Origin of the sequence: Nostoc sp. (assembly GCF_036918245.1) — a bacterium.
Lineage (GTDB): Bacteria > Cyanobacteriota > Cyanobacteriia > Cyanobacteriales > Nostocaceae > Nostoc.
Genome location: NZ_JBALEF010000044.1, coordinates 53,401 through 78,018 on the forward strand (window position 1 = coordinate 53,401; position 24,618 = coordinate 78,018).

The window sequence follows — 24,618 nt, forward strand, 5'->3', positions numbered from 1 at the left end:
TTTCCCAGATTGCCACAGCTAGCGCTTTTTTGGACGATTAGGTAGAAAAAAAATGGAAAATAATACAGGCAAAGAAATCAAGAGCAATTGAGGAGTTTTACTCATTTGTAAAGATATATTACTGAAAATCTTTTTAAGTGAGTAGCTTGAGTAGCGATCGCGCAGGGTTCAGCAGGAAAACTTAAGGAAGCGATCGCTTTATCGCTGAGTTATAAATACTACCAATACCATCGTAATTCTATGACCTAACCTGCAATAATTTAACTATAAATTATCATTCTTTATACTACCATCAGGCATGATTGTATTGTAAAAAATAGCACCCTCAAGGTTTGTATCTTTCAAGTCTGCTTGTTCAAGATTGGCGTAACTGAGATTAGCTTGCTGTAAATTAGCGTTTTTTAAAGAAGTATTCTTCAAGTTAGCATTGCTTAGATTAGCACCAATTAGATTAGCATTATTAAGATTGCGACCTCTCAAGTTTATATTGCTTAGGTCAAAGTTCTGTAGGTCAAAACCTCTTAGATTACATTGAGACTTTGATAAATCTGCACCAGCACCAATGTAGGTTGCTTTAGTTAAATCAATTTCAAGTGAAAAAATTGTCTTTGAACTGTAAATAGCCCTAGACAATTTCGCACTATTCAAGTTTGCACCAGTCAAGTTAGCACCAATGATATTGGCATATTCTAAGTTGGCATAACTCAGGTTTGCATGACTCAAATCAGCACCACTCAAGTCTTGGTATTCCAGCCATGCTTTAGTTAAGTTGGCATTGCTCAAATTGACGCCAGGAGCAATGAAGTATGCTTGAGAAAGTTGTTCAATATCAGCAGGTAAATCTGGATCTGTATAGAGAGCATTTTTTAGGATAGTACCACTAAGATTTGCTCCAACTAAAAGAGTACCAATTAAGTTTGCATAACTTAAGTCAGCATTTGTGAGGTCAACACTACTTAAATCCATACCCCTCAGATCGGCATACTGTAAATTGGCACTACTCAAATTGACATTTTTTAATTCAAAATAATAATTATGACTTAGGTCAATACGGCTTAAATTAGCTCGACTCAAGTTGGAGTTTATCAACTCACCATCCGCTAGCGTAGCCTGTCTTAGATCGGCATCACTCAGGTTAACATTGCTCCCACCATTTATCTCTGATGCTCCTTGTAAGTTGGCACGACTTAAATTAGTATTGCTCAGTTCGGCACCATCTAATTCAGCACCATACAAATTAGCATTACTCAGATTGGCATAGCTTAGATTGGTATAACTTAGATCGGCTTGATGCAAATTAGTGCTTTGAAGGTTAGCATCACTAAGGTTAGCATGACTGATATTAGCTCTACTTAGATTTGCACTGCTCAAGTCAATTCCATAGAGATTAGCACGACTAAGGTCAACTCCTGAAAAGTCTCTTTCACCTGCGTCATAGCGTCTCAGTAATTCATCTCGATTCATAAGAGCGATCGCTAAATTTATGTTTTTATAATACAAACATACTATGAAATAAGGAATATTCGGAGCGATCGCCCTTACCACAAGCTAAATTAGACTTATCACCAAATTCTTTGACGCTTATGCTAGAAAAAACATCTACATTCCAGAAAGCCATAGAAGCAGTAGAAGCATTAGATCCAGAAGCTCAGGCTATTCTTCTAGATATTATCCAAAAGCGCCTCAAACAACAGCGACGGGATGACTTATTAAAAGAAGTTGCGCAAGCAGAGAGTGATTATGCTCAAGGTAATGTCCGGCGTGGTTCAGTTGCAGATTTGATGGCGGAGTTAGACGAGTGAAAAATTTGGTTTGGAGTCCTACTTTTATTCGTGCTTTTAAGCGTCTAGTCAAGAAAAATCCTGAGTTACGTTCTCAAATTGAACAAGTATTACAACAAATAGCTGAAGACCCATTTCAAGTCAGTTTACGTAGTCACAAGCTAAAAGGTGATTCATCGGGTAGATATTCATGTTCAATTGATTATCAAAATCGAATTTTATTTAAATTTGTTACAAATCCTGATTCAGGAGAAGAAATTTTGTTGCTAACTTTAGGTTCTCACGATGACGTTTACTGAATTCACCATTATTTTTAACTAAGGCAAGCCTAACAATTAGAAAATAAGTGCAGATTTTAGATGAACACCCAAATAATAACCCAACTACCCATTCCCCCACATTTTAATCCCGATAAAGTCGGCGAAGTCTGGCGCGTATCTTACCAAGAACGTGCTGCTGAAGCTGAAATCTGGGCAAAACAACACGATATCAACCCAGCATCTTTAGATAAAACTCGTATTTGCCTACTGTTAATTGATGTCCAAAACACCTTCTGCATCCCCGGCTTTGAATTATTTGTAGGTGGAAAATCCGGGAATGCGGCGGTGGATGATAACGTCAGATTATCTGAGTTTATCTATCGAAACTTGGGAATAATCACGAAAATTGTACCAACTTTAGATACTCACACAGCAACGCAAATCTTCCATCCGATTTTTTGGGTGAACACTGCCGGAGAACATCCGACTCCAGCAGCAACTAGCATCACACCAGCAGATATTAAACAAGGTATCTGGAAAGTTAACCCAGCAGTTGCGAACAGTGTTACTAATGGGGATTATGAATTATTAGAAAAACACGCTTACCATTATCTTAAAAAACTCAGTCAAGACGGTAAATATCCCCTGACTGTTTGGCCTTATCATTCTATGTTGGGCGGTATTGGTCATGCTCTAGTTTCATCGGTAGAGGAAGCTATATTTTTCTACGGCATTGCACGTCAGAGTCAAACGCAATTTGAAATTAAAGGTGAAAATCCTTTAACAGAAAACTATTCCATCTTACGTCCAGAGGTGTTAGAAGATTTTGAACAACGTCCACTTGCTCAAAAGAATACGCAGCTGATTAAACAACTTTTAGAATATGATGCAGTAATTATTGGTGGTCAAGCTAAAAGTCACTGTGTCGCTTGGACAATTGACGATTTATTAACAGAAATTAAACAGGTAGATGCTACCCTGGCGAAAAAAATCTATCTGCTAGAAGATTGCACTTCCCCCGTTGTTGTCCCCGATATTGTGGACTATACAGAACAGGCAGATGCAGCATTTACAAAGTTTGCAGAAGCAGGAATGCACATCGTAAAATCTAGCGAAAATATAGCATCCTTTTTTTAACGCAAAGGATCGCAAAGGTTCCGCAGAGGAACACAGAGATTTACTCCGCGATCCTACCCTGCGGGAAGGCGAAGCGCCTATGCGTTTCTCTTTGCGTCCCTCTGCGTTTAAAAACATACTCATTTCTTCAAATAACCCTTAGGATCTTCCGCTACCCAACCCAGAGATGAGCTAGAACGCACTTCAAAATGGAGATGCGGTTGAGTGGATGTTGGTTTTCCACTAGTGCCTACTGTTCCTAATAAGTCTCCTTTTTTCACTTGTTGACCGACAGTAACTTTGATACTGTCAAGCTGGGCGTAGCGGCTTTGAAGTCCGCCACTGTGGTTAATAATGACCAACTTGCCATAAGAACCTTGATTGCTGGCAAAGGCTACAGTTCCAGGTGCGATCGCTTGCACATTAGTACCAACTGGTGCTAATAAGTCAACACCACTATGGAAGAAAACTTCACTTGTCGCCGGATTTATTTGCCAGCCGTAAGCTAATCCTACAGTTGCCACTTGTGCTAAGGGATATCCAGACAAAGATGCACGGTTTGGTGTACCTGCATCAGTAGGTAAAGGGGACTTAGTTACAACACCATTAGGCGACCAATTTACCCCCGGAACAAACACGATTCTGGGGTTTTGTTGACAGCCATTCACCTCAAAAAGGCTATCAGCACGAACTTTGTATTGTGCCGCCACTTGTCGCCAAGTTTGACCGCGAGGCACTTCGACTACAATCCCATTGTAGGGAGGAATTTGAAGCACACTACCAACGGCGGCAGCTGCACCGTTCTGCAAAGTTGGATTCATGCCGATAATAGTTGTCGGAATGAGATTGTAGCGCTGCGCTATGCTCTCCAAAGTTTCGCCACGAACAACTTTATGGCGTTGGAAGCGAGATAGGGCTGGAGTTGAGCAACCACCCACAGCAGCATTAACACTGTTTGAGTATGGCAGTATGCTTACTAGGCCCAAGGCGCTAACTAAGCTACAGAGAAACAGTTGACGAAAGGGTAGAGTCATGTATACAGGTCAAGAGCGCATTAACTTTAGATTTTAGATGGGAAAAGTGGGGAGTGGGGAGATGAGGAGCAGGGGAGCAGAAGGGAAGTTGGAGTAAGTCTTCCCCTCCGCCTCTTCTCTTGTGCCCAATGCCCAATACCCAATTCTTCGTAAATTGATCTGTCCACTTGCCGTTCGCTTGACTACACTTAGAAATTAGCAACTGCATTGCTGTTCTTGAGCAAAACAATTATGAAGTTATCCTTAAAGCAACTGGCGGTTTATGTGTTTTTACTGGTAATTGGCGGTGGTGCAGGTTTGTTTGGCAGTCGCTATCTCCTGCCACAAAATCGCTCGTTCCAACAGTTAAAAAATGTAACAATGGCTTCGCCTCCAGAATCCATAGTTCCGAATTCTCCTAACGGAGCTATTGGGCCTACTGGTGGCGATAACGTGAATTTTATTGCGACAGCAGTGCAAAAAGTTGGCCCGGCTGTAGTACGAATTAATGCCACTCGCAAAGTAGCCAATCCCATCTCTGACGCCTTGAAAAATCCCCTCTTGCGGCGATTCTTTGGAGAGGATGACCAACCAATTCCTCAAGAACGCATTGAACGCGGTACAGGATCGGGATTTATTTTGAGCGAAGATGGGGAATTACTTACCAACGCTCATGTAGTGGCAGATACAGATACAGTACAAGTTACCCTTAAGGATGGTCGGAGTCTAGAGGGGAAGGTGGTAGGAGTTGATCCTGTGACAGATGTGGCGGTGGTAAAAATAAAAGCGAATGATTTGCCGACAGTAAAACTGGGCAATTCGCAAAACCTGATCCCAGGACAATGGGCGATCGCTATTGGCAATCCTCTAGGTTTAGATAATACTGTTACTATCGGCATCATCAGCGCTACCGATCGCACTAGCACTCAAGTTGGTGTCCCAGATAAGCGAGTCAGTTTTATCCAAACTGATGCCGCAATTAACCCTGGTAATTCTGGTGGCCCCTTATTAAACGCCCAAGGGGAAGTGATTGGTATTAACACTGCCATTCGCGCTGATGCTCAAGGACTTGGTTTCGCTATCCCCATTGAAACCGCCGCCCGCATCGCTAATGAACTTTTTACTAAAGGGCGTGTGGAACATCCTTTCTTGGGTATTGAAATGGCGGACCTTTCTCCCATCAGAAAACAGCAGATTAATCAAGAAAATCAACTCAACATTCAGCAGGATGCTGGAATTGTGATTAAAGGAGTCACAGATGATTCCCCAGCCAAGCGTGGAGGACTGCTTCCTGGAGACGTGATTCAAAAAGTTAACGGTAAACCAGTCAAAACTTCAGCCCAAGTTCAGAGGCTGGTAGAGTCTAGCAAAGTTGGAGACATAATAGCGATCGAAGTCAACCGCAGCGGTAAAGCTCAAACCTTCAAAGTCCAATCAGGAGTTTATCCTGAAAAGAAGTAGTCAAAATAATTCGTAATTCCTAGAGAGCGTCATTCCGAATTACGAATTAGTAATTAATTATTTGGTCAATAGTTCCAGAATGTTTGACTACTGACTATTAATTATTGGCCATTAGACAAATGCTCTAACTGCATTCTTTGTTCCATCTGGCGCAGAAAATACCCTGTCATCATGGCTGATGCTAGAAGCCCAGCTAAGTTCTCCCGATCTGTTGTGATTTGCACGTTGAAATTTTCTGCGGGGAGCATTCCCACTAGCCCTTGGACATTTTGCGAGATGATTTGTTTAATTTCGGGACTGGCGGACTGAGCAACCCTAGCTAAAACATCAGGAGACTGATGCTGTAGATATTTGAGTAACTGATTAGGGTATTCCTCAGAGTGGTCGGAAAGAAGTTGATTAGGGTGTTCCTCAGAGTTGTCGTTCAAAAAGTCAGGATTAAACACCATTGGCAGTTTTATTTAGCTTAATTGCTAACTCTACTCTAAACCATAGTACAAGGCTAGCGCATTCACCACGAGTATAAGTCAAAAGGAAGGAAGTGGGATTAGGGGAGAGATGACAGATGACAGGTTATAGGGAATAATCTGCACGCTGTAACCTTTACCCTATTGCCTTCTTTACTCCCCACTCGCCACTGCCTTTAGTTCTAGTTCTAGTTCTAATTGTTCTTCTTTTTGACTGGTAGAAAGTATTTGCGGGAGTTGTTCGATTTGAAAATACTGATGGAATTTTGGGGTTACTTGGAGTGAGTAGGAGCGAGAATCGCTGTCTCGGCGCTTGCGGATGAAACCAAGTTCGACGAGTTCTGGAACGTGTTGATATACTCCCGAACCGCGCAGGTTAATCAGGTCGCTCTGAAGTATGGGACTATTAAGAGCGATCGCGGCCAAAGTCCGCAATGCACCTACACCCAATTCTACTGGTATCATCGTTTGCACCAAATCATGAAAGTCAGACCGTAGTTGCAAACTGTAACCATCTGGGGTTTCTATTACCTCTAGGGCGCTATCTCGGTGGGCATAGTTGTCCATGAGTTCAATTATGCCTTCTTTGACAGTAGCGCGATCGCACGCGGCATACTCGGCGATTTCGCCGAGCGACAAGGGTTTACCCTTTAAATAGAGAATTGCTTCTATCTTCGTCGCTGTGGCTGTAATCATTTAGTCATTAATCGTTAGTCATTGGTTATTAGTCATTGGTCATTAGTACATGACAACTAACAATCAACAAGTGTGTGGCATTATATCGTAAATTGTCAAAGTATTTTTTTAAACTTTCAAATTTGGCATTGGGATTAGGGTGAGGTAACAAGTGATAGGGAATAATCTATACCCTATAATCTGTACCCTATTCCCTTCTTCACTCCCCCGCTCCCTCAAAAGCCTCTACTTGTGAGAATAAATTCTGCGATCGCTAAATCTTGTGGAGTGGTCACTTTTAAATTTGTCTCCTCTCCCTCGACAATTCGGACTTCGATGCCGCACTTTTCAAATAAGGCGGCGTCGTCTGTTACTTCCCAACCTTGACGGACTCCTTCAGCATGGCACTGTTTCAACAACTTGACATCAAATCCTTGGGGAGTTTGTGCCGCCCATAGTTGTCGTCGGTCGGGTGTCTCTTGAATTATGCCTTGTTCATCAACAACTTTGATGGTGTCTTTGACGGGTATACCAGCAATTAAACCGGAACAGTGGCGAATGGCCTCGGCACAAGAGTTAAATAAATCTGGTGTGGCCAGGCATCTAGCACCATCGTGAATCAACACTTGTTCTGCGGCTATTGGCAGAGATTGTAAGCCATTGTAAACAGATTCTTGGCGGGTGGAGCCACCTTGAATCAATTCCACTGGTTTAGTCAGCTTTAGATCGGCGATAATTGCTTTGAATTCTGGCCAATCGGTAGACTGAGAAATAATCCCGATCCAACTGATTGTACTGGCGGCTTCTGCGGCTAATAAAGTCCAAGCAATAATTGGTTGCGATCGCACGACTAGCAGGAGTTTATTGCGGTTACTCCCCATTCTTTTTCCTATTCCCGCAGCTGGAATTAGTAAATACACAGAATTCCTCTATCTTTAAGCTATATATTTTCCCCTAAAATAGGGAGCGAGTAAGCGTCAATAAATATTATGCGAGTAGTAGCCCTTGTACCTGGCGGAATTGGCGACCAAATTCTCTTCTTTCCGACTCTAGATGACCTGAAGCGCCATTACCCTAACGCTCAGATAGATGTCGTTGTTGAACCCCGGTCAAAGGCTGCCTACCGAGTGAGCAAGTCAGTTCACGAGGTACTGAACTTTGATTTTAAAGACCGTAACAGTCTGGCAGATTGGGGTAATTTAGTAGGCACAATTCGCGATCGCGAATACGATGTTGCCATTGCTGTTAAGCAAAATTGGTTGGTGGGTCTTTTACTCTGGTTGACAGGAATTCCTATACGTATTGGCTACCAAGGCAAAGGATCGGGTTTTCTTACCCATACTGTGCCGTTCAAACCATCCCAATATGCGGCAGCAGTCTACCACGACTTGCTGCAACCGTTGGAAATAAATAGCCCTGTCCCAGAGTTAGCAGTAAATGTGCCAAAACCAGATATTGAGTGGGCACAAAAGGAACAAAAACGTTTAGGGGTTCATGAAACAGGCTATATCTTGATTCATGGCGGTTCTGGCCAGTTATTACAGGCTAAAGAACTAGATAAAATCTACCCTGTCGAGAATTGGCAGCAAATTATTCAAGCCTTCCAACAAAAGCAGCCCGATCTGCCTGTGGTGGTTATTAAGGGACTTGATGATGAGCTGTTGGTGCGATCGCTTCTGGAGTCTTCTCCAGATATCAAGGTGACGGCCCCAGATGATATTGGTAAGTTAACTGCCATAATTGCCGGGGCAAATTTGATGTTATCTACTGATAGCGCGCCACTACAACTGAGTGTTGCAGTCCAAACCTATACCATCGCCATCTTTGGCCCCAGCGATCCAGCTAAGTTGTTGCCGAAAAACGATAAATTCCTGGCTATTGAATCCCTTACAGGAAAAACAGCGGATATTTCACCAAACGCAGTTTTAGAAAAAATTTGGGGTGGCTAAACCAGTAGTTTTTTGAAGAATTCAGAATTCAGAAGTCAGAATTCAGAACAAGAAAGTGGTAGATTCACACCCGCTACTACGAAAGTTGACCACAAAATCTATGATTTTGTGGGGGTGCAATAAATGCCGTTTATTTAGCGTTCGACTGAACGCTCATGCTGAAGTCCGCGTTTTAGTTCAGAATTCATACTGAATTCTGGCTCCTGACTCCTGAATTCTTTCTTGTTAAAATATCCCAAAAAAAGCATCATCTAATTCATAACCCAGCATTTGGGCCATGGACTTGAGCCGCGAAAGGCTGGGGATATCTTGCTGTTTGAGCCAATCGCCTAAAATAAAGATTTTATGCATCAAAAATATCTCTAAGGCTTCAGGATTGTACTGAATACCTTCTTGGGAACTAAACTGGTGTGGTACAAGCATGGCGGCATAACGAACAAATTCTCCAGCTTTCCAATCTAGTAAAAATGGCAACCAGGGGTATTTGGCATCTAGGCGCACAAACCACAGCCGCACCTCTGGAATTTCTGAGAGTTCCCGTGGATCGCCAGGTTCGAGATTGTAATTGATATCAAAGCGTAGCTGCTGTTCATGGGATATAACCCCATCTTGCAGCAGTTTTTCAATCACCGTTGACGCAGGCGACAGATCCAGATTGTTAACAAAGTCATTATTGAGTGCGATCGCAATTGTCATTGATTCAGCAGCCACTTTCTTGATGCTCAACTGTAGGATCGAGAATATACAGTAGCAGCTTTCAGGGATTGACGCTACATTGACTTTTAATAGCACAAAGTTTTCTTCACAAATCAATTAGTATTTACTGATACTTTTTTGCTGATAATTTCGTCAACCTATACAAGGTTTAGACACAAGTCTTACCTGCTCAAATTTATTTGATACTTTTACTTAATTTTCGCTGGTTATAACAAATATACATCCAGTTATTAGCCTTGATATGAGCCACTGGCTATCGCTATTCACTTCACCGATTTTTACTAAAATTAAATGTTACTTTTATCATTGCTATAATTACTCGCATCTAATTAAAGAATTACCACACGATTAATATGGTACGCCATTAGAATTAGCTACTTGGGTAAGGCAATGCCTGCCCCAAGGTGGACATTTACAGCAATTTTAAGTTAAAGTTGTAATGAGTTTGTTTTAGATTAAGGTCTGACAAAATAGCCGTCAACAAGCAAAAAAAATCATTATCACCACCTGTCACTTTCACAGCATCAAAAGCCAAAACAGAAGTACAGGTGAGACAGCGGTGTGCAATATCATTGCATATATTAAATAACCAATAAACGTTTAGAGGGGAAAATTCCCCCAACAGTTAACAAGCTGTAATATGCAAAAACAAACAATTACTACAAGACCAATTCGTTCCTTAGAAGATGCACTTGAGCGCTGTCAAATCCTGGGTATGCGCGTCAGTCGTCAGCGTCGCTTTATTCTGGAATTACTTTGGCAAGCAAATGAACATCTTGCTGCAAGAGAGATTTACGATCGCTTAAACCAACAAGGCAAAGAGATCGGTCATACCTCTGTTTATCAAAATTTAGAAGCATTATCCAGTCAAGGCATCATTGAGTGTATTGAACGCTGTGATGGGCGTTTGTACGGCAATATCAGTGACTCTCACAGTCATATAAACTGTGTGGATACAAATCAAATTCTTGATGTTCACGTGGAACTACCAGAAGATTTGATCCGCAAAATTGAAGAAGAAACAGGAGTGCGGATTACTGAGTACAGTATTAACTTTTTTGGCTACCGCAATCCGCAGGAGGGCTAGGGGAGCAGGGGAGCAGGGGAGAAGTTGCAGTAAGTTTTTCCCTTCTGCCGCCCCTTTGCACCTTTGCCTCTTGTACCCAATGCCCAACTTACTATTCCCCAATCGAATTCTTGCCAAAAACTGTCTCATCATCGGCATCATCATCATCTGAATCTACTGATAAAATTGCGCCTTCACAGCTTTCAATTAGTCCGATCGCAGGGGTCTTGTTCCAATTAATGTTTATGTTTGGTGGGATTTTCACGGTGTTTAAGAAGGGCTGCTGCGATCGCAAATTGTTCAGTTTTTGAAATAACTCTTTAGAGAACAAGGCTCCATTATCCGCGGCCAATTTTTTGTCAGTCGCAGCAAGAATGGCGTCAAATAAGCAGGCGTTGGTGAGATCGGCAGAATTAAGATTTGTCCCGATCAGGTTTGCCTGTTGCAGGTTTGCGCCTGTGAGGTTTGCCTGTTGTAGGTTTGCGCCTGCGAGGTTGGCGTTTTGTAAGTTCGCGCCTGCGAGGTTCGCCTGTTGCAAATTGGCTCCAGCCAAATTCGCCCCTGTTAACTCCGCATTAGATAAATTTGTTTGCTCAAGATTTACCCCAGTTAACATCACTTGCAATAAAGAGGCTCCCGATAAATTGAGTCCAGACAGAGACTTGATTCGGGTTACGAAGGCACTTTTATGCAAAACCGTTGTTCTAGCAATTAGCACACTCAGCACTTCTGGGTTGAATTCTGTCAAATTGACTGGATTCCCACAAGGCCAAAAAGGAACTTTTGTTTCTCGGTAGCAAGCACAAAGCAATAAAAATACATTCAGTCCCACCGCAGCATTCACCTGTTCAACATTCACAAGGTTTTGCAGTGCATGAAAATTAGTCAAAGCTTTGTGGGCTATCCCCTCATCTAACCAACGTCCTTGACAGTAAGCACGCCAGAAAGATAAAAGACGTTGAAACAAAACTTCAAACGAAAATTTGTGCTTTTGCTGGCGGCGTAATCCGGCGATCGCTAATTCTTCAATTTCCTGGCTAATTATCCCGTAACCTAGTAAATTATAAATATTCTGGGCTACGCTACTGGGAGAATCAAGTACAAAAGTGGGCGTAGCATAAGCCTCATCTTGGTACTGAATCAGAAATTTAAGTTCAGCAGCAATAGCATCTGCACAAAGAGATTCTCCTAACTTGAGATGCGAAAACTCAATTAAACTACTTTTCGCTGCGCTTTCACCTGAGCTTTCTACATCCCAAATTTTAAAATAAAACGCTGGTAAACTATTAAATTCACCAGCTAGACTAATTTGATGACGTTGCGAGTGTAAAATTTTGAGAGCGATCGCTTGCATCTGCTCAAGTAAATCTTGGGGATGACGACCGGCGAGTAAATTAGCGATCACTTCTGGAGTCCGGTGGATATGAGCTGATCCTGAACGCAGTAGCATTGTCTTGACCCCACCAATTAGCGGATAACCCAACAACCATCGACTCAGGCGATGATGAATTTCCCATAGCAAAAAAGACTTTTGGGTATTAGCAGCTAACTGCAATAGTTCATCATCTAGCAATCCCTCGCGGTGCAAGATGCCCAACAAATGCAGCATTAGGGGTTGACGGACAAGGGCAGATAATTCTCTTAACTTTGATTGGCTGGCAAATAACCCTGCCTGTTTGAGAAATGTAAAGAAATTTTGAGTAATGGGTAATGATTGCACTTTTGCCCACTGTTGAAACCATTGTTTGAGTTCGTCCACATCCAACGGCTGAATAATAATTCGCCTCAACAATAGCGGTAGTTCTGAGACGATTTCTGGTAACGTCGTTGAGCGACTTGTCAACACAATTTTGTGGCGGTGCTGAGATTGAAAGTTCAGTAATTGCTGAATAAAAATTGCTTGTGCCCTGATACCCTGAGCAGAATGGGGCAATTCATCCAAACCATCCAGCAGCAACAGACAAGGGAGATTTTCTTGCTCTAACCAAGTTGAAAGATTAACACCAAAGGCAGAATTTAGAGTTTCGATTAAAGTTTTACCGTATTTTACATCTCGCAACCTAATTAGTATAGGCATCCAAGTAGGGTATAATTCCTGTGCTACCTGTGCTGCCCAAAGTTGGCAAAAACTAGTTTTTCCATAACCAGGTTCTGACTCAATAACAGCGATCGTTTCTAAATCAGTTAGCTGTTGCTGTGCCCATGTTTTTAAATCAACTGGTTTAATAGTTTTTTTATCCTGCTCAGAAATATTTTCTTCTATTGGCAAGCCTTTTTGTGGCACATAGATATCCTTAAGAGCAAAGGATTCCATTAGCAAAGGGATACTGAGGTTTTTAATCAAACTTGCACGGTAATGTTCTCGGTGTAAATCAATTTTTTCACTGACTATAGAACCAACTTCTGGGGTGATAAAACCGGGAGATAATGAAATCCCCAAACGGAAAAATTTTTGCAGCTGGGCTAAAGGTGCAGCATTCTCGGTGACGACTACCAATATGTCACCAGGAAGTGAGTTGATTAAACGCTGTGTTAGAAGTTTCGCTTCCGCTTCCTCTGCACCATTGGCAACTAACCAAGCTATAGCAGCATTATTTATTTGTTGCACCAGTAATGAATCTGCAACTGAAGACAGTGCTTGTTCAGCTTGAGTATCAGTCAATTTACCTGGGCTGAGAGTTTTCAGCAATCCTTGTAGTTGCGAATCTTCGAGGATGAATTTACCAACGTCCTCTTTAAGGATGTGTGCTTGTAAGGGTATAATTGCCCGGTCTAACCACGGTTTTTGTAAGTTTGCTTCCTGCTCTAGAATTGCTTGCAAAGCCTGGAGATAGGCAATTTGAAATGCTAGCCACGTTCCTTCGTTACGTTTTAACGGTTTTTTTTGGCTGAGGCTACGCAACAGTTTTTCTGTCAACTGGGAAATGACACTGATTTCTTCCCAAACAATACTTAAGGGCAGTTCTAAAACCTCTACCAAGGTACAGATATCAAAAGGTATAAGGCTTTTGAGTTCCATATCCTGAACAATACGGTAGGCAATACCTGCCAATTGCCCCCCAGAAAACCCTCTGATTTGATTGATTGCGATATGGCGTTCTGCCAACCAGTGCCGAATACTCAGGTTCATTTAATCACACAGTGAAGGCTGTTTATGGCAATTATGATCGATTTATCAGTTTGCGAAAACAGGTGACAATGGGGAAGACAAAGTTTTGTATCAAAGTTGTTTTCTGATTGGTAAAAAACAGTGCTGATCTAATTGAGTGGATTATGAGCGATCGCCCTCTAAAATTATTGTTAATCGACCAAGACCCGATTTTTCGTCTGGGATTACGGGTAGCTCTAGAAGCGATTCCTAACTTAGAAGCGATCGCAGTTGTAGAAACTGATACCATTGCCTTGCAGATTTTAGCAGAAATTGCTGAAAAAGACCCTAACCAGGTAAATTTGGTAGTTTTAGAATTCGGTAATGGTCGCTCTACCATCAGTCAACAGCTAGGCTTACAATTCTGTCGGCAACTCAGAGCCTTATATCCCAACCTACCAATCTTGCTTCTCAGTTCTCTTCAAGAACAAGGACTGCTATTGGCGGCGAAATTTATTGGTGTAAATGGCTACTGCCTCAAAGGTACACCACTTCCTGAGTTAGTCGCCGCCATGCAAGAAGTTGCAGATGGTGGTTCTTACTGGTTTCGTGATCTGGAAGCAATCATAACTCCTAATTCTCCTAGTACAGACGCAATTAATCGCGTCTCTCTCCACTCCGCACTCCCTTTCTCTAAACTGCGAAATAATTTACGTTTGTCAGGAATCACTAACATTGACGCCACCCTAGCCGCAGTAACAGCACAATTACAAGTTCCCGGACTACCAGTACTAGATCGAGCAATTCTAGCTGGACAGCGGCGAGAACTGCTAGCAGCTCGTTGGTTGCTAAATCGATTGGTTTCACCACAAGAAAGGCGAGAGGAACAGATTCCGGTTGCTGATGAGCCGCCTTTGACTTCTTCATTAAGCAGTGCCATTCAACAAAGGCAAACTGCATCACCTTTACTTAGTCCGGGAACCCTACAATCTGCCTTATTTACATCTTGTATTACAAAACTTCAATTTCCTTTAAGAAATGTCACAGATATACCTTTAGAAATTGACATCTTTCGTGAAGAGAAAAAACGGGAATTACTTTATCTTATACTGCAAAAATTGGCTACACAATTGGATGAACTGCGTACTTCTCAAATAGAAATGAATCAAGTATATGAATTAAAAAATACCTTGATACGTGATTTATGGCAAGCAGCGATTACAGATTTTTTTGGAAAGTTTACTCGGATAAAAATAGTTAATCTAAATATAGAAATCGTTAATTTATTGTTGCAAAATACAGAGGTTGTGCAAAGAGATATTCTCAATAGAATACCACTAGTTTGTGAACTGTATTCTTATTTCTTATTTCAAACAGAATTGAATATTGATAATATCTCCTATCCAGTAGTGACTGCTGAAGCGAAATCTCAAGCATTAATGATTTTAGAGAACTTGTTGATTCAAGTAGCGAATGGAGTAGTACAACCACTGTTAAATTATTTAGCAGATGTAGAAGAGATTAAGCAAAAATTTTATGGACGCCAATTGATTTCTACAAGAGAGATTGAAAGGTTTAGAAATGATTTGTCGTGGAAATATAGATTAAAAAATTATATAAATGAGCCAAAAGCTGTTTTTGAAAGTCGCTATGAACTATTTGTAATTGCGCCTCGTGGGATTGCCAATACTTCAGTTTATGCTCCTCGGAATCAGGAGTTAGTAAAACTTTCTAATATTCCTTTAGTAGTGACATTGCTCCTAGAATTTAGTGATGCGATCGCACCTCGTTTAAAATCACTATTAGCTGTTTTCGGTAGCGGTATAGTTTTTATCCTTACCCAAATAGTTGGTCGGGGTTTAGGTTTAATCGGTCGTGGTATTCTTCAAGGTATTGGTAGCGTTTCGTCAGTAGAAAAAAACTTTAGACGAAATAGCGATCGACCTAAGTGAACCAACGCAGCAGAGGAGCAGCTTTCTATAAGTCTTTCTCCAATGACAAATGACAAATGACAAATGACAAATGACAAATGACAAATGACAAATGACAAATGACAAATGATTTTATCGGGCTAGCAATTTCTTATGTTTACGCTACCAGTCTGCTTGTGATTGGCGAGGGATTGCGTAAGCTGTTTGCTGTGAAGGCAGATTTGACTCGCAAAGTAATCCATGTTGGTGCAGGGATGTGGGCTTTCGGTGTCCTGCTACTGTTTAGAAACTGGGAAATCGGAATTATACCTTTTGCTACCTTTATCGGACTGAACTACCTGTTTTACCGCTACCGAATTATCGGCGCAATGGATACCCAAGATAGCTCACCTGGTACGGTTTATTTCGCGATCTCAGTGACCCTGCTGTTCGGGCTACTGTGGCGACCAGAGGGGCCAGTTGATAGCGCTCCAATTGCTGTAGCAGGGATAATGGCGATGACCTGGGGTGATGCACTAGCAGCATTAATCGGTAAACGTTTTGGGCAGCATAAATACCAAGTGGGAAGTTCTGTACGTTCCTGGGAAGGTTCAGCAGCAATGTTTGTAGCAAGTACAGTAGTGATTTTCTTGGTGCTATTACTGCTACCTGGTTCGTTGCTGAGTCCTTTAGCAAAGCCTTTAAGTTTAGGATGGGCATTGTTGACGGCGGTGGTAACTGCTACTTTCGCAACCCTAGCAGAGGCAGTTTCGCCTCACGGCACAGATAACCTCAGCGTACCTCTAACAGCGGCGGGAGTAGTTTGGATTTTCATGCAGGGTTTTTAAGGCATTCCCAATTACCTCGTTCCCAGTCTACGACTAGAATTTCAGCCACTCATAATTTAGATTCTCAATCAAAACGGCTATTTCACTGCGATGTCTGCGGCTGATTGTGACGCTCAACGGCTCACTAGCACTGTGCTATCGGTATCGCACTATTAAATCGGTGATTTATACCCCTATTTTTTAGCACCTAACTTTGGACTACTGCTCCTTGATACTACTATTTTAAAGTTGGCAGTGTTTGGAAACACAATATATCTGTGATCAAGAACACACACTTGCTGATTGAGACAACTATATGATCTTCCCCACATGGACTACAGCAAGAATACATCTTGCAACTTGATGTCCATCTTCTTTCTGTTAACTTCAGCGATACACCGTTATGCTTCATTTTCTGATTGAGCAGGAATTGTCAAAGCATACCTGAAAGGATTTCCCACAATTGAAGAAGGCAGAAGCCTGTAAGTATCAATCAAAACTTTAGTTGTGGGTGATTGCCCACTACTAGAACAAAATTGTGTCGAGATATGTAACACCAGACACAAAGCATCCTTGCTTCAATCTCATGCTTTTAAGCGTGGGATTAAAGCAAAGATGCCTTCAGACCTCGTACCTTCTGGCTTCTGAATGCATTTTTCATCAAAAAACAACTCTAGCAACATAGGTACAATCAATATGAACTTTAAACAATTTGGTGTATTGCTGTCTGTATCTACAATTCTTGGAATCAACGTGATTGCGACCAAGGCTTTGGCTGAAGAGCCTAGTATTACTTTTGGAGATGCACTTGGGTCTGGCGGATGTAGTGTTGCCGATCAGCTTCCTGGAGAGGATGGTAGAAGTTTATCGATCGTCTTGGATAACTTTAGTGCATTCAATGGTCAGCGTAAAAAGTGTATTTTACGTGTTCAAACTTTTATTCCAAGTGGTTTCATCGTCCAAGAAGTACAAGTACTGTACCAAGGAACTACTGATCTTAATAGAGGGAGTAAAGGTACCAGCTTAAACAGAACTTATAGCTTTAGTGGTGGTGCTCTTGGTCAAGCCGTAGCTCCCCCTAAAACTACCAAGTTTACATCTAGTAAGGCATTTGCGGAGCAAGATGAGATTACTGTTCTAGCTGCTACAGGTTTATGTAGTGGTGGTGGGCAAGGACTATTAGGTATTAATCTGATTGCACAATCCTCATCAGGAAGTTCTATTTTCGTTGATACAGCCGATATAAATGCTGGGGATGTGATAATTTCTTTTGACCTAAAGCGTTGCTAGTCCTTGGTTTTAGCGATTCTGCGGATAGATGGTGATACACCGCACCAAATTCCAAATTTAGTGGTCTTCAATGAGTGGTGAGTCTAAATCCCCCACTCATTGAAGCTACCGAATGTATTCTTCTTTTAGATTATAAATTTCTGTTGATGGAGAGGAAGTTATGTTGAGATTAAGTGATGCACGTAATTTTTTCATATTAATGTGCTTGTTTTTTTTCTATTGTTATGATGCCAATTCATCTAGCACTGCTGCTCCAATAAACAACCAGCCACGATTTTCGGTTAATAAGGGATGTAATATAAGTTTCGATCCGCAAATAAGTCAGTTTACGCTTCGCGCTCCTATAACTGTAAAGGCACAATCGTCAAGGGCTAGATGTATCATTAGAATTGATACCTCTAATACTCAAAAGCAATTTAGGCTCGTGCCTTTAGCTTTAAAAGGTGTAGTAAAGAAAGCACCAGCACGAGTAGCTATCACATCATTTTTACTTGGCGATAAAGCAACACCATATCAAATAACATATGGAAGTGCTACGAATTTTGATTTGACCAAGAAAATACTTCCAACTAACTATACAACTACAGGAAAAAGTGTTTTAGGCATTAATTTAGTATTAACAACAACCGGAGGAGAATTAGAGTTGACAGAGCTAAAGTTTGCACTTCAACAAAAATAATAAGAGGATGTTTTAAAAGTCCCGAAAGGTATAATTTTGCTATTCAGCACGGGGTTAAGTGCGACGAAAAATTAAGGTTTTAGCCATGTACTGAGATGCTTGTCTGTGCTAACTATCAGAGCAAAAGACCCTTTTAAAACATCCTCTAAGCTCAATTTTGAGGGATGCTCCCCAATTCTGATGACGTTGCGTTTGCAATCAAGGTGCTGTCAATATTGGCAAAGGCAGTAATAATATCAGCACCTTCTTTAAGTTATTATAGTGACAACTCCGTGCGTAAATGCTAATTCCAATTGCGGCAAAAATGGAAGAAGCCTTCTAAAAACTCTTGCAAAGGAATGTTGGTATTTAACTTTTGTTTACTCCACTCTCTTGCAGTTCGTTCCAGAATTTCTGAAAAACTGGGATAGGCAGGAGATAAATTTGCTAGATGTTTGACTTTAATTTTTTGTGATATTGCCAAGGCAATCAAATTAATTAATTCGCCAGCTTCTGCCCCCAATATCGAAGCTCCCAAAATTTCGCCGTTGTATAGCACAATTAATTTACACATACCAGTGGTTTCATCCCGAAGTTGGGCTGATGCCACTGTTTTAAAATATTGTCGCAAAACTAAAATTTCATCTCGGCTAAATAGGCGTTTTGCCTGTGCTTCTGTCAAACCCACTTGCGCCAGCATTGGCACAGAAAACATCGCCCAAGGAATGGAGCGATAATCTGCTCGTAACCTGGAGAAAAATAGTGCATTGTTCAACGCAATTTTTGCTTCATAATTAGCGATATTGGCAAAGTCGTAACCACCAATTACATCACCACAGGCGTAAATACGGTGGTTAGTGGTTTGCAGTTTATTATTCACCACTAAGCTACGTCGATGCCATTTCACGCCTACTGCTGCCAGATTTAGGGATTCAAAATTCGGCTGTTGTCCAGTCGCCACTAAAATTTCATCAGTTTCAATGGCCTTATCTCCTGCTTGAATCCACTTTTTATTTTCAATTACCCTCACCTGAGTTACTGGTTTTTCGGTGAGTACGCGCACACCTTCGACTTCTAACTGCGCCTGAAGCAATGTGGCTATCTCAGGGTCTAGATATGGAAGAACATAAGGATGCTTGACTACCAGCGTCACACTGCAACCAAACCTTGCTAAAGTTTGAGCGATTTCAATGCTTTGGGGAATTCCACCGATAATTACCCAATTTTTGGGTAATGTAGCTCCCTGTAAGGATTGCCAAATATTAGAAAGGGTTAGATAGCCAGTGGCTTGCAATCCTTCAATCTCAGGAATTTCTGGACGCGAACCACTGGCCAGCAAATAAGTACGAGCGCGTAGTAGGCGATTGTTAACGGTAAAAGCCAATTGGGGTGAAGATTGAAATTGACCACTGCCAACGATCACATCGACTCCCTGCGCGGCTAGGATGGCTGGGGAATACTGTTCTTGGAGATTTGAGGTGACGCATTGAGCATACAGCATCGCTTCTTGCCATGCCATAGATATGTGGCATTTTTCTGAGGTATCAGTGTATGTGGCATGAATACCAAAACCAGCGGCATCCTTCAACTTCTGCGCTAGTTTACCAATTTCGGTAAGAGCATGGTGATGAGTAAACCCGTAGTCTACTTTGGGTTGTACCAAGGCAACTGTAGCGCGTAGTTGGGTTGCAGCAAGGGCAGCATAGTATCCAGCAAGACTGCCACCAATAATTACAACATCGTAGTCAACGGTCACGTGAATTTAATTAGAGTTAGGAGTTAGGAGTTAGGAATTAAGAGTTAGGAATTAGCAGTTAAGAATTAAAACCTTTTTTAACTTATAAGTCCTAACTTATAATTTATAACTCCTAACTCTCTTTTAGCGCTGTTAGTAAGCGTTGGTTATCGGACTTTTCACGTACAGCAACCCGGAAAAAGCGATCGCCTAGTTCTTTAAAACTAAGGCAATCGCGGATTAAAATCTGGTGATACTTGAGTAATTGTTGCTGTAACTGGGAAGTAGATTCTTGGGACTCAACCAGTAAAAAGTTAGCAGCACTTGCTTGGGGTTGCAATCCTGGGATTTCATTTAAACCCTGAAACAGTTGGTTTCGTGCAGGTGGTAGCCATGCCCAAGTTTGCTGCTGAAACTCCGTATCCTGGAGTGCCGCAATTGCTGCCGCTGCCGCTAGCGTGTTTACGGGCCAAGGATCGCGCCATAGCTGCCATTTAGCTAGGCAGTCAGGATGTGCGATCGCATATCCCAATCGTAGTCCTGGGAGACTGTAAAATTTGGTCAGCGATCGCAACACTACTAAATTTGGATATTTTTGCACCATCGAAATCAGGCTTTGTTCCTCATTAGGCGGCACAAAATCCATAAATGCTTCATCCACCACAACCAAAGCAAATTGCTCCAGGTAGGGCAAAATAGACTCCCGCGAAAATAACTTTCCGGTTGGGTTGTGGGGGTTATTCAGCAATAGTCCTTTGTCCTTTGTCCTTTGTCCTTTGTCAATGACCAATACTTCTCTACCAGAGGCTGCGCCAACGCCAAAGCTCAGTACAAGTGACCAATGACCAATGACAGATGACAAAGGACACTCCAGCACTTTAGCGTTGTACGCTGCCAAGGTTCGGTAGTAGTCGCCAAAGGCTGGAGTGATTAAAATTGTTGCGGCTAATTGAGCTAATTCCCTACCGATTAAAGTGAGTAATTCTGCGGAGCCGTTACCCGGCAGAATCCACTCAGGCGGCAATTGATGGAAGTGACTGAGAGCTAGTCTCAGTTCACTATAGTTTGGGTCTGGATAGTGCTTAAGATTACCAATTTGGGACTTAATAGCAGCGATCGCGCTATTTGGAGGTCCCAACGGGCTGATGCTAGCAGAAAAATCCAGAATAGCATCAGGGGGACAGCCAGCCAGTGCTGCTGCCCAGGCTAAATTTCCCCCGTGTGCAGGTTGCCGCATTAAAAAAGGGTTCCCGAAGACAGAACCTATGCTTTTGGGGGTGCTACCTTTTCTCTAAACAGTTTTCCTGCGGAGAAGGCAGGAACCCTCGTCGCTGGAATTTCCATTTTTTCATTTGTTTTCGGGTTGCGACCTTCACGGGCTTTACGTTCCCGTGATTCAAATGAGCCAAATCCCACCAATGTCACCTTATCACCAGAGGAAACCGCTTCAATAATCGTTTCCAAAGCGGCAGTTAAGACTGCATCCGCTTGTTTTTTGGTAACACTAGCCTTTTCAGCTACGGCATCAACTAATTCACCTTTGTTCATGTCAAACTCCTGAAGGTTTACTTGAGATTTCAGTACGGATGCACATTAATACATCCGTACTGAAATCTTTGTTTGCGGAAATACAAAAATCATCCTTTGGGAGTATTTTTATTCAAAACGCCTGTACATCCCATCGGCTCGACTTTTCAATGAATCATTCTAAGGCGTTGTAGCCTGATGTGGATAGATGAAACCATTAATTTATATAGATTTCAGGATTTTTTGTAATTTTAGGGTACTTGTTTCCCTAAAAACCACCCCAAAAGTAGGAAAAAATACCTAGTAAATCCCGCAATTGCAAAGAAAACAGGGGAGTGGGGAGGTGGAAAATGGTCAACGTTTGTTAGCATTCATTACTGATGTTGAAGAGTTATTGCTGAGATTAACCAATTTTCATGGAAATTGAAGGCTCAGGTTCCCGATTTCTCTAAAAAGTCGGGGATTTTGCTCACTTTTCATCTGATGTGGAAAATCTAATCCGAAATTTAACCCCATAGCAAGCTTCTTTAGTAGGAAAGAGGTAAAAATTAAAGTTTCTCCCCTACAAGGCAATCCATTAGTCACATCTTTCTTAACATTTGTGGTAGCGATCGCTGCAACAACTTCTTCTGGTGCATCCGTTACACCTTTAACTGTCTCCATGTACTTTAGGATTATTTATTTTTTGCAAGTCCCTTATAAGAAAAATGCCAGAGTGAGTCAATCCTTAGCAGAAATTTTTTGTTGCACCCAAGCCCGAAAAGCACGAGTAGTAGCAATTTCCCCATTCTTCTTCGCTTCTTGGATAAATTGAGGAATCTCCTTCACTGACACAGGCGTAAAAGTAGGGCTGGTTTCGACTTCTGAGTATTGCCCACTTGCAAGTGTGTAAACTCGCAATACACTGCCGTTATAACGCCAAAACTCTGGGACTCCCATTGCAGCATAAAGCCTCAGCTTGTCTATTGCAGACCTGGAATATTCCACTTCCAGCACCAGGTCAGGCGGGGGGTCGGTGGTGAGGTCAATATTTTCTTTATCTCGAACTCAATGCTTCATTTTGGATGTAGTAGCTACTATCTGGCTCGGCTCCCCGCTGCAAATCATCCCGCGTTAAAGTTAATGAGCCAGCGCGTCTAATTTCCCAGTCCAACTCTTCGCACAGTACGCCAACAAAAACCTCTATTAAGCGATTTGAGTTTTCGTGCGGCATCTGTGGGGTCATAATTTCTACGCTTCCATTGTCATAAGCCAGGCGGAAGTTACGATCTGAACCCATTTCAGGCAGCATGGTTTTAAAAGTTTGCCAGCTGATGTTGTGCAGTAAAACCCTATTTTCTGCCGATGTTGTTATTGCCACCATAGTTCAGTTCTTTGCAACAAACCTTTTGCCAGTACTGTACCCCTTAATATTACTGTTAAGGCAGAATGTGAATGGAGCCAAGGTAAGGAAGCGGTATGATCGAAACGACTACTAAGGGCGATAAATTATGACTCAAGCCATACCCAAACTAGTAACCTTTGAAGATTTTGCAGCGTGGCGACCCGAAGGCGGAAGATACGAATTACATGATGGCGTGATTGTTGAAATGGCACAACCACTGGGAGACCATGAAGATGTTGTTGGTTTTTTAGTAAGAAAACTAACAGTAGAATTTGACCGATTAAATTTACCTTATACAATCCCCAAAACTGCGCTGGTAAAACCAACTAAATCGGAATCTGGCTACTCCCCAGATGTGCTATTACTCAATCGCCCTAATTTGATAAATGAGCCGCTATGGAAAAAAGAATCGACTGTAAGCCTTGCAGCATCAATTCCTTTAGTAGTTGAGGTAGTTAGTACCAACTGGGATGATGACTACTACACAAAACAGGGTAAGTATGAGGGTATTGGAATTCCTGAATACTGGGTTGTAGATTATCTTGGTCTAGGCGCTAAAAAGTTCACTGGCAATCCCAAACAGCCTACTATATCTATTTATCAATTAATCGATGGTGAATACCAAGTTACTCAATTTAGGGGCAGCGCTAACATAGTCTCGCCTACTTTCCCGGAATTGAATTTAACCGCCGAACAGATTTTTCAAGCTGGAGGTCTACCAACGTAGCCACAACCTTACTTGCTGTTTTATAAGTATGTGATAAATAAAGTCTATAGACCGAACCTTTTACCAAATTCGTTGTATATCGAGTACAAAACCAGGTAAGATATTTTCCCCGGAAATAGTTTGAGGAAATTTTAAAACTTCCACATCTTGTCCTGGACGATAAATTTCTACTTCCTGTTTATTTCGGTTGATTAACCAACCTAGACGACAACCATTTTCGATATACTCTTGCATCTTCTTCTGAGTTTTTTTCAAGCTGTCATTAGGCGAAAGTATCTCGATCACAAAATCAGGATATAGGGGAATAAATTTTTCTTTTTGTTCTTTAGTCAAAGCATCCCAACGAGATTTTTCCACCCAAGAAACATCTGGAGAACGGTCAGCCCCTGAAGGTAAAGTAAATCCAGTTGATGAATCAAAAACTTCGCCTAATTGATTTTGGTCGTTCCAGAACCATATTTGAGCGTTAATAGTAGAATTACTTTTTCCTGTTTCTCCTCCCGTAGGTGGCATTATAATCAACTCTCCTTGGGCGTTGCGTTCTAATTTTAAATCGGGGTTTTCTTCACATAATTGATAAAACTGCTCTCTTGTCAGTTTAATTACAGAATTGAGGTTTAATGTAAGTGCTGTCATAAGAGTATTTCCCGTTTTTGTTAGCTGACTGGCTACAAATCTATATCCATTTTGTTCTACTATTTTTATTCTTCTCTACCTTGTAGCTCACCTCTGCGACTGGCGAATTATTTTTCGATTTCATCTTGCTCTAATGAATGTTTACTAGAAGCAACAATCTTAGTACGAATTTGCTGCAAACGTTCTCCCAAAGGGATTTTATTTGCAGAGTTTTTCAAACCAAGAAATTCAACAAAATCTAAAACTTATTTTTGTTGTTATTGTGGAAGAGAACGCCATTTTGTTAATAACTCTTGTTGTAAACTCATTAGTATTTACCCACTACTATTAC

23 protein-coding genes and 1 pseudogene are annotated in these 24,618 nt (G+C 41.6%); 11 read left to right on the plus strand and 13 right to left on the minus strand.

Annotated features, from left to right (window positions below; all coding sequences use genetic code 11):
* Positions 1-264: 264 nt before the first annotated feature.
* Entirely contained in the window at positions 265-1,464 is a 1,200-nt protein-coding gene (locus V7L12_RS12035) for a pentapeptide repeat-containing protein (RefSeq protein ID WP_335084475.1), read from the minus strand.
* A 119-nt stretch (positions 1,465-1,583) separates the two neighbouring features.
* Between V7L12_RS12035 and V7L12_RS12040 the strand changes: the two genes are divergently transcribed.
* From V7L12_RS12040 to V7L12_RS12050, 3 genes are read left to right on the plus strand one after another with little or no spacing between them, the layout of a single operon-like run.
* Positions 1,584-1,802, plus strand: coding sequence for a hypothetical protein (locus tag V7L12_RS12040; RefSeq protein ID WP_335084476.1), 219 nt, complete (start codon positions 1,584-1,586; stop codon positions 1,800-1,802).
* On the plus strand, positions 1,799-2,080 hold the full coding sequence (locus V7L12_RS12045; RefSeq protein WP_335084477.1) for a type II toxin-antitoxin system RelE/ParE family toxin: 282 nt from the start codon (positions 1,799-1,801) through the stop codon (positions 2,078-2,080). Before V7L12_RS12040 ends, V7L12_RS12045 begins: the two co-directional genes overlap by 4 nt.
* Before the next feature lie 60 nt (positions 2,081-2,140).
* Positions 2,141-3,178, plus strand: a complete 1,038-nt coding sequence (locus tag V7L12_RS12050; protein WP_335084478.1) for an isochorismatase — start codon at positions 2,141-2,143, stop codon at positions 3,176-3,178.
* Between the two features lie 119 nt (positions 3,179-3,297).
* Here V7L12_RS12050 and V7L12_RS12055 read toward each other — a convergent pair whose 3' ends face one another.
* Positions 3,298-4,191, minus strand: a complete 894-nt coding sequence (locus V7L12_RS12055) for a LysM peptidoglycan-binding domain-containing M23 family metallopeptidase (protein ID WP_335084479.1) — start codon at positions 4,189-4,191, stop codon at positions 3,298-3,300.
* Between the two features lie 231 nt (positions 4,192-4,422).
* On the opposite strand from V7L12_RS12055, the gene V7L12_RS12060 reads away from it, so the two are divergent.
* On the plus strand, positions 4,423-5,631 hold the full coding sequence (locus V7L12_RS12060; protein ID WP_335084480.1) for an HhoA/HhoB/HtrA family serine endopeptidase: 1,209 nt from the start codon (positions 4,423-4,425) through the stop codon (positions 5,629-5,631).
* 101 nt (positions 5,632-5,732) lie between these two features.
* On the opposite strand, the gene V7L12_RS12065 is transcribed toward V7L12_RS12060, so the two are convergent.
* The 3 genes from V7L12_RS12065 to ispD all read right to left on the minus strand — a co-directional run bounded on the left by V7L12_RS12065 (position 5,733) and on the right by ispD (position 7,693).
* On the minus strand, positions 5,733-6,080 hold the full coding sequence (locus V7L12_RS12065; protein WP_094347414.1) for a DUF760 domain-containing protein: 348 nt from the start codon (positions 6,078-6,080) through the stop codon (positions 5,733-5,735).
* 171 nt (positions 6,081-6,251) lie between these two features.
* Entirely contained in the window at positions 6,252-6,794 is a 543-nt protein-coding gene (gene scpB, locus V7L12_RS12070) for an SMC-Scp complex subunit ScpB (protein ID WP_094347413.1), read from the minus strand.
* A 215-nt stretch (positions 6,795-7,009) separates the two neighbouring features.
* Entirely contained in the window at positions 7,010-7,693 is a 684-nt protein-coding gene (ispD, locus tag V7L12_RS12075) for a 2-C-methyl-D-erythritol 4-phosphate cytidylyltransferase (RefSeq protein WP_335084481.1), read from the minus strand.
* A 69-nt stretch (positions 7,694-7,762) separates the two neighbouring features.
* On the opposite strand from ispD, the gene V7L12_RS12080 reads away from it, so the two are divergent.
* A complete protein-coding gene (locus tag V7L12_RS12080) occupies positions 7,763-8,722 on the plus strand; it encodes a glycosyltransferase family 9 protein (protein WP_335084482.1) in 960 nt (319 codons plus the stop codon).
* A gap of 225 nt (positions 8,723-8,947) precedes the next feature.
* On the opposite strand, the gene V7L12_RS12085 is transcribed toward V7L12_RS12080, so the two are convergent.
* Positions 8,948-9,418: a CRR6 family NdhI maturation factor gene (locus V7L12_RS12085; protein ID WP_334816010.1), complete on the minus strand. Its 471-nt coding sequence runs from the start codon at positions 9,416-9,418 to the stop codon at positions 8,948-8,950.
* 661 nt (positions 9,419-10,079) lie between these two features.
* On the opposite strand from V7L12_RS12085, the gene V7L12_RS12090 reads away from it, so the two are divergent.
* Entirely contained in the window at positions 10,080-10,526 is a 447-nt protein-coding gene (locus V7L12_RS12090) for a Fur family transcriptional regulator (RefSeq protein WP_334815878.1), read from the plus strand.
* Between the two features lie 91 nt (positions 10,527-10,617).
* On the opposite strand, the gene V7L12_RS12095 is transcribed toward V7L12_RS12090, so the two are convergent.
* Positions 10,618-13,635: a pentapeptide repeat-containing protein gene (locus tag V7L12_RS12095; protein WP_335084483.1), complete on the minus strand. Its 3,018-nt coding sequence runs from the start codon at positions 13,633-13,635 to the stop codon at positions 10,618-10,620.
* Between the two features lie 143 nt (positions 13,636-13,778).
* Here V7L12_RS12095 and V7L12_RS12100 point away from each other — a divergent pair, with 143 nt between their 5' ends.
* The 4 genes from V7L12_RS12100 to V7L12_RS12115 all read left to right on the plus strand — a co-directional run bounded on the left by V7L12_RS12100 (position 13,779) and on the right by V7L12_RS12115 (position 18,299).
* Complete coding sequence (locus tag V7L12_RS12100) at positions 13,779-15,545, plus strand: DUF3685 domain-containing protein (RefSeq protein ID WP_335084526.1); 1,767 nt, start codon at positions 13,779-13,781, stop codon at positions 15,543-15,545.
* Positions 15,546-15,643: 98 nt separating this feature from the next.
* Positions 15,644-16,351: a diacylglycerol/polyprenol kinase family protein gene (locus V7L12_RS12105; protein ID WP_335084484.1), complete on the plus strand. Its 708-nt coding sequence runs from the start codon at positions 15,644-15,646 to the stop codon at positions 16,349-16,351.
* A 675-nt stretch (positions 16,352-17,026) separates the two neighbouring features.
* Positions 17,027-17,620, plus strand: coding sequence for a DUF4360 domain-containing protein (locus tag V7L12_RS12110; RefSeq protein ID WP_335084485.1), 594 nt, complete (start codon positions 17,027-17,029; stop codon positions 17,618-17,620).
* A 424-nt stretch (positions 17,621-18,044) separates the two neighbouring features.
* Positions 18,045-18,299 carry a hypothetical protein gene (locus tag V7L12_RS12115; protein WP_335084486.1) on the plus strand — a complete coding sequence of 85 codons (255 nt, stop codon included), beginning with the start codon at positions 18,045-18,047 and terminating at the stop codon, positions 18,297-18,299.
* Positions 18,300-18,582: 283 nt separating this feature from the next.
* Here V7L12_RS12115 and V7L12_RS12120 read toward each other — a convergent pair whose 3' ends face one another.
* The 5 genes and pseudogenes from V7L12_RS12120 to V7L12_RS12140 form a co-directional block, all read right to left on the minus strand.
* Positions 18,583-20,034, minus strand: a complete 1,452-nt coding sequence (locus V7L12_RS12120) for a dihydrolipoyl dehydrogenase family protein (RefSeq protein WP_335084487.1) — start codon at positions 20,032-20,034, stop codon at positions 18,583-18,585.
* A gap of 112 nt (positions 20,035-20,146) precedes the next feature.
* On the minus strand, positions 20,147-21,250 hold the full coding sequence (gene cobD / locus V7L12_RS12125) for a threonine-phosphate decarboxylase CobD (RefSeq protein ID WP_335084488.1): 1,104 nt from the start codon (positions 21,248-21,250) through the stop codon (positions 20,147-20,149).
* Positions 21,251-21,276: 26 nt separating this feature from the next.
* Positions 21,277-21,561, minus strand: a complete 285-nt coding sequence (locus V7L12_RS12130) for an HU family DNA-binding protein (protein WP_010998076.1) — start codon at positions 21,559-21,561, stop codon at positions 21,277-21,279.
* A 393-nt stretch (positions 21,562-21,954) separates the two neighbouring features.
* Complete coding sequence (locus V7L12_RS12135; RefSeq protein ID WP_335084489.1) at positions 21,955-22,203, minus strand: hypothetical protein; 249 nt, start codon at positions 22,201-22,203, stop codon at positions 21,955-21,957.
* A gap of 57 nt (positions 22,204-22,260) precedes the next feature.
* A pseudogene (locus V7L12_RS12140) lies at positions 22,261-22,903 on the minus strand (Uma2 family endonuclease).
* A gap of 127 nt (positions 22,904-23,030) precedes the next feature.
* Between V7L12_RS12140 and V7L12_RS12145 the strand changes: the two are divergent.
* Positions 23,031-23,651, plus strand: a complete 621-nt coding sequence (locus V7L12_RS12145) for a Uma2 family endonuclease (protein ID WP_335084490.1) — start codon at positions 23,031-23,033, stop codon at positions 23,649-23,651.
* Positions 23,652-23,711: 60 nt separating this feature from the next.
* Here the strand turns inward: V7L12_RS12145 and V7L12_RS12150 are convergent, their stop codons facing one another.
* A complete protein-coding gene (locus V7L12_RS12150; protein WP_335084491.1) occupies positions 23,712-24,287 on the minus strand; it encodes a Uma2 family endonuclease in 576 nt (191 codons plus the stop codon).
* Between the last annotated feature and the right edge of the window lie 331 nt (positions 24,288-24,618).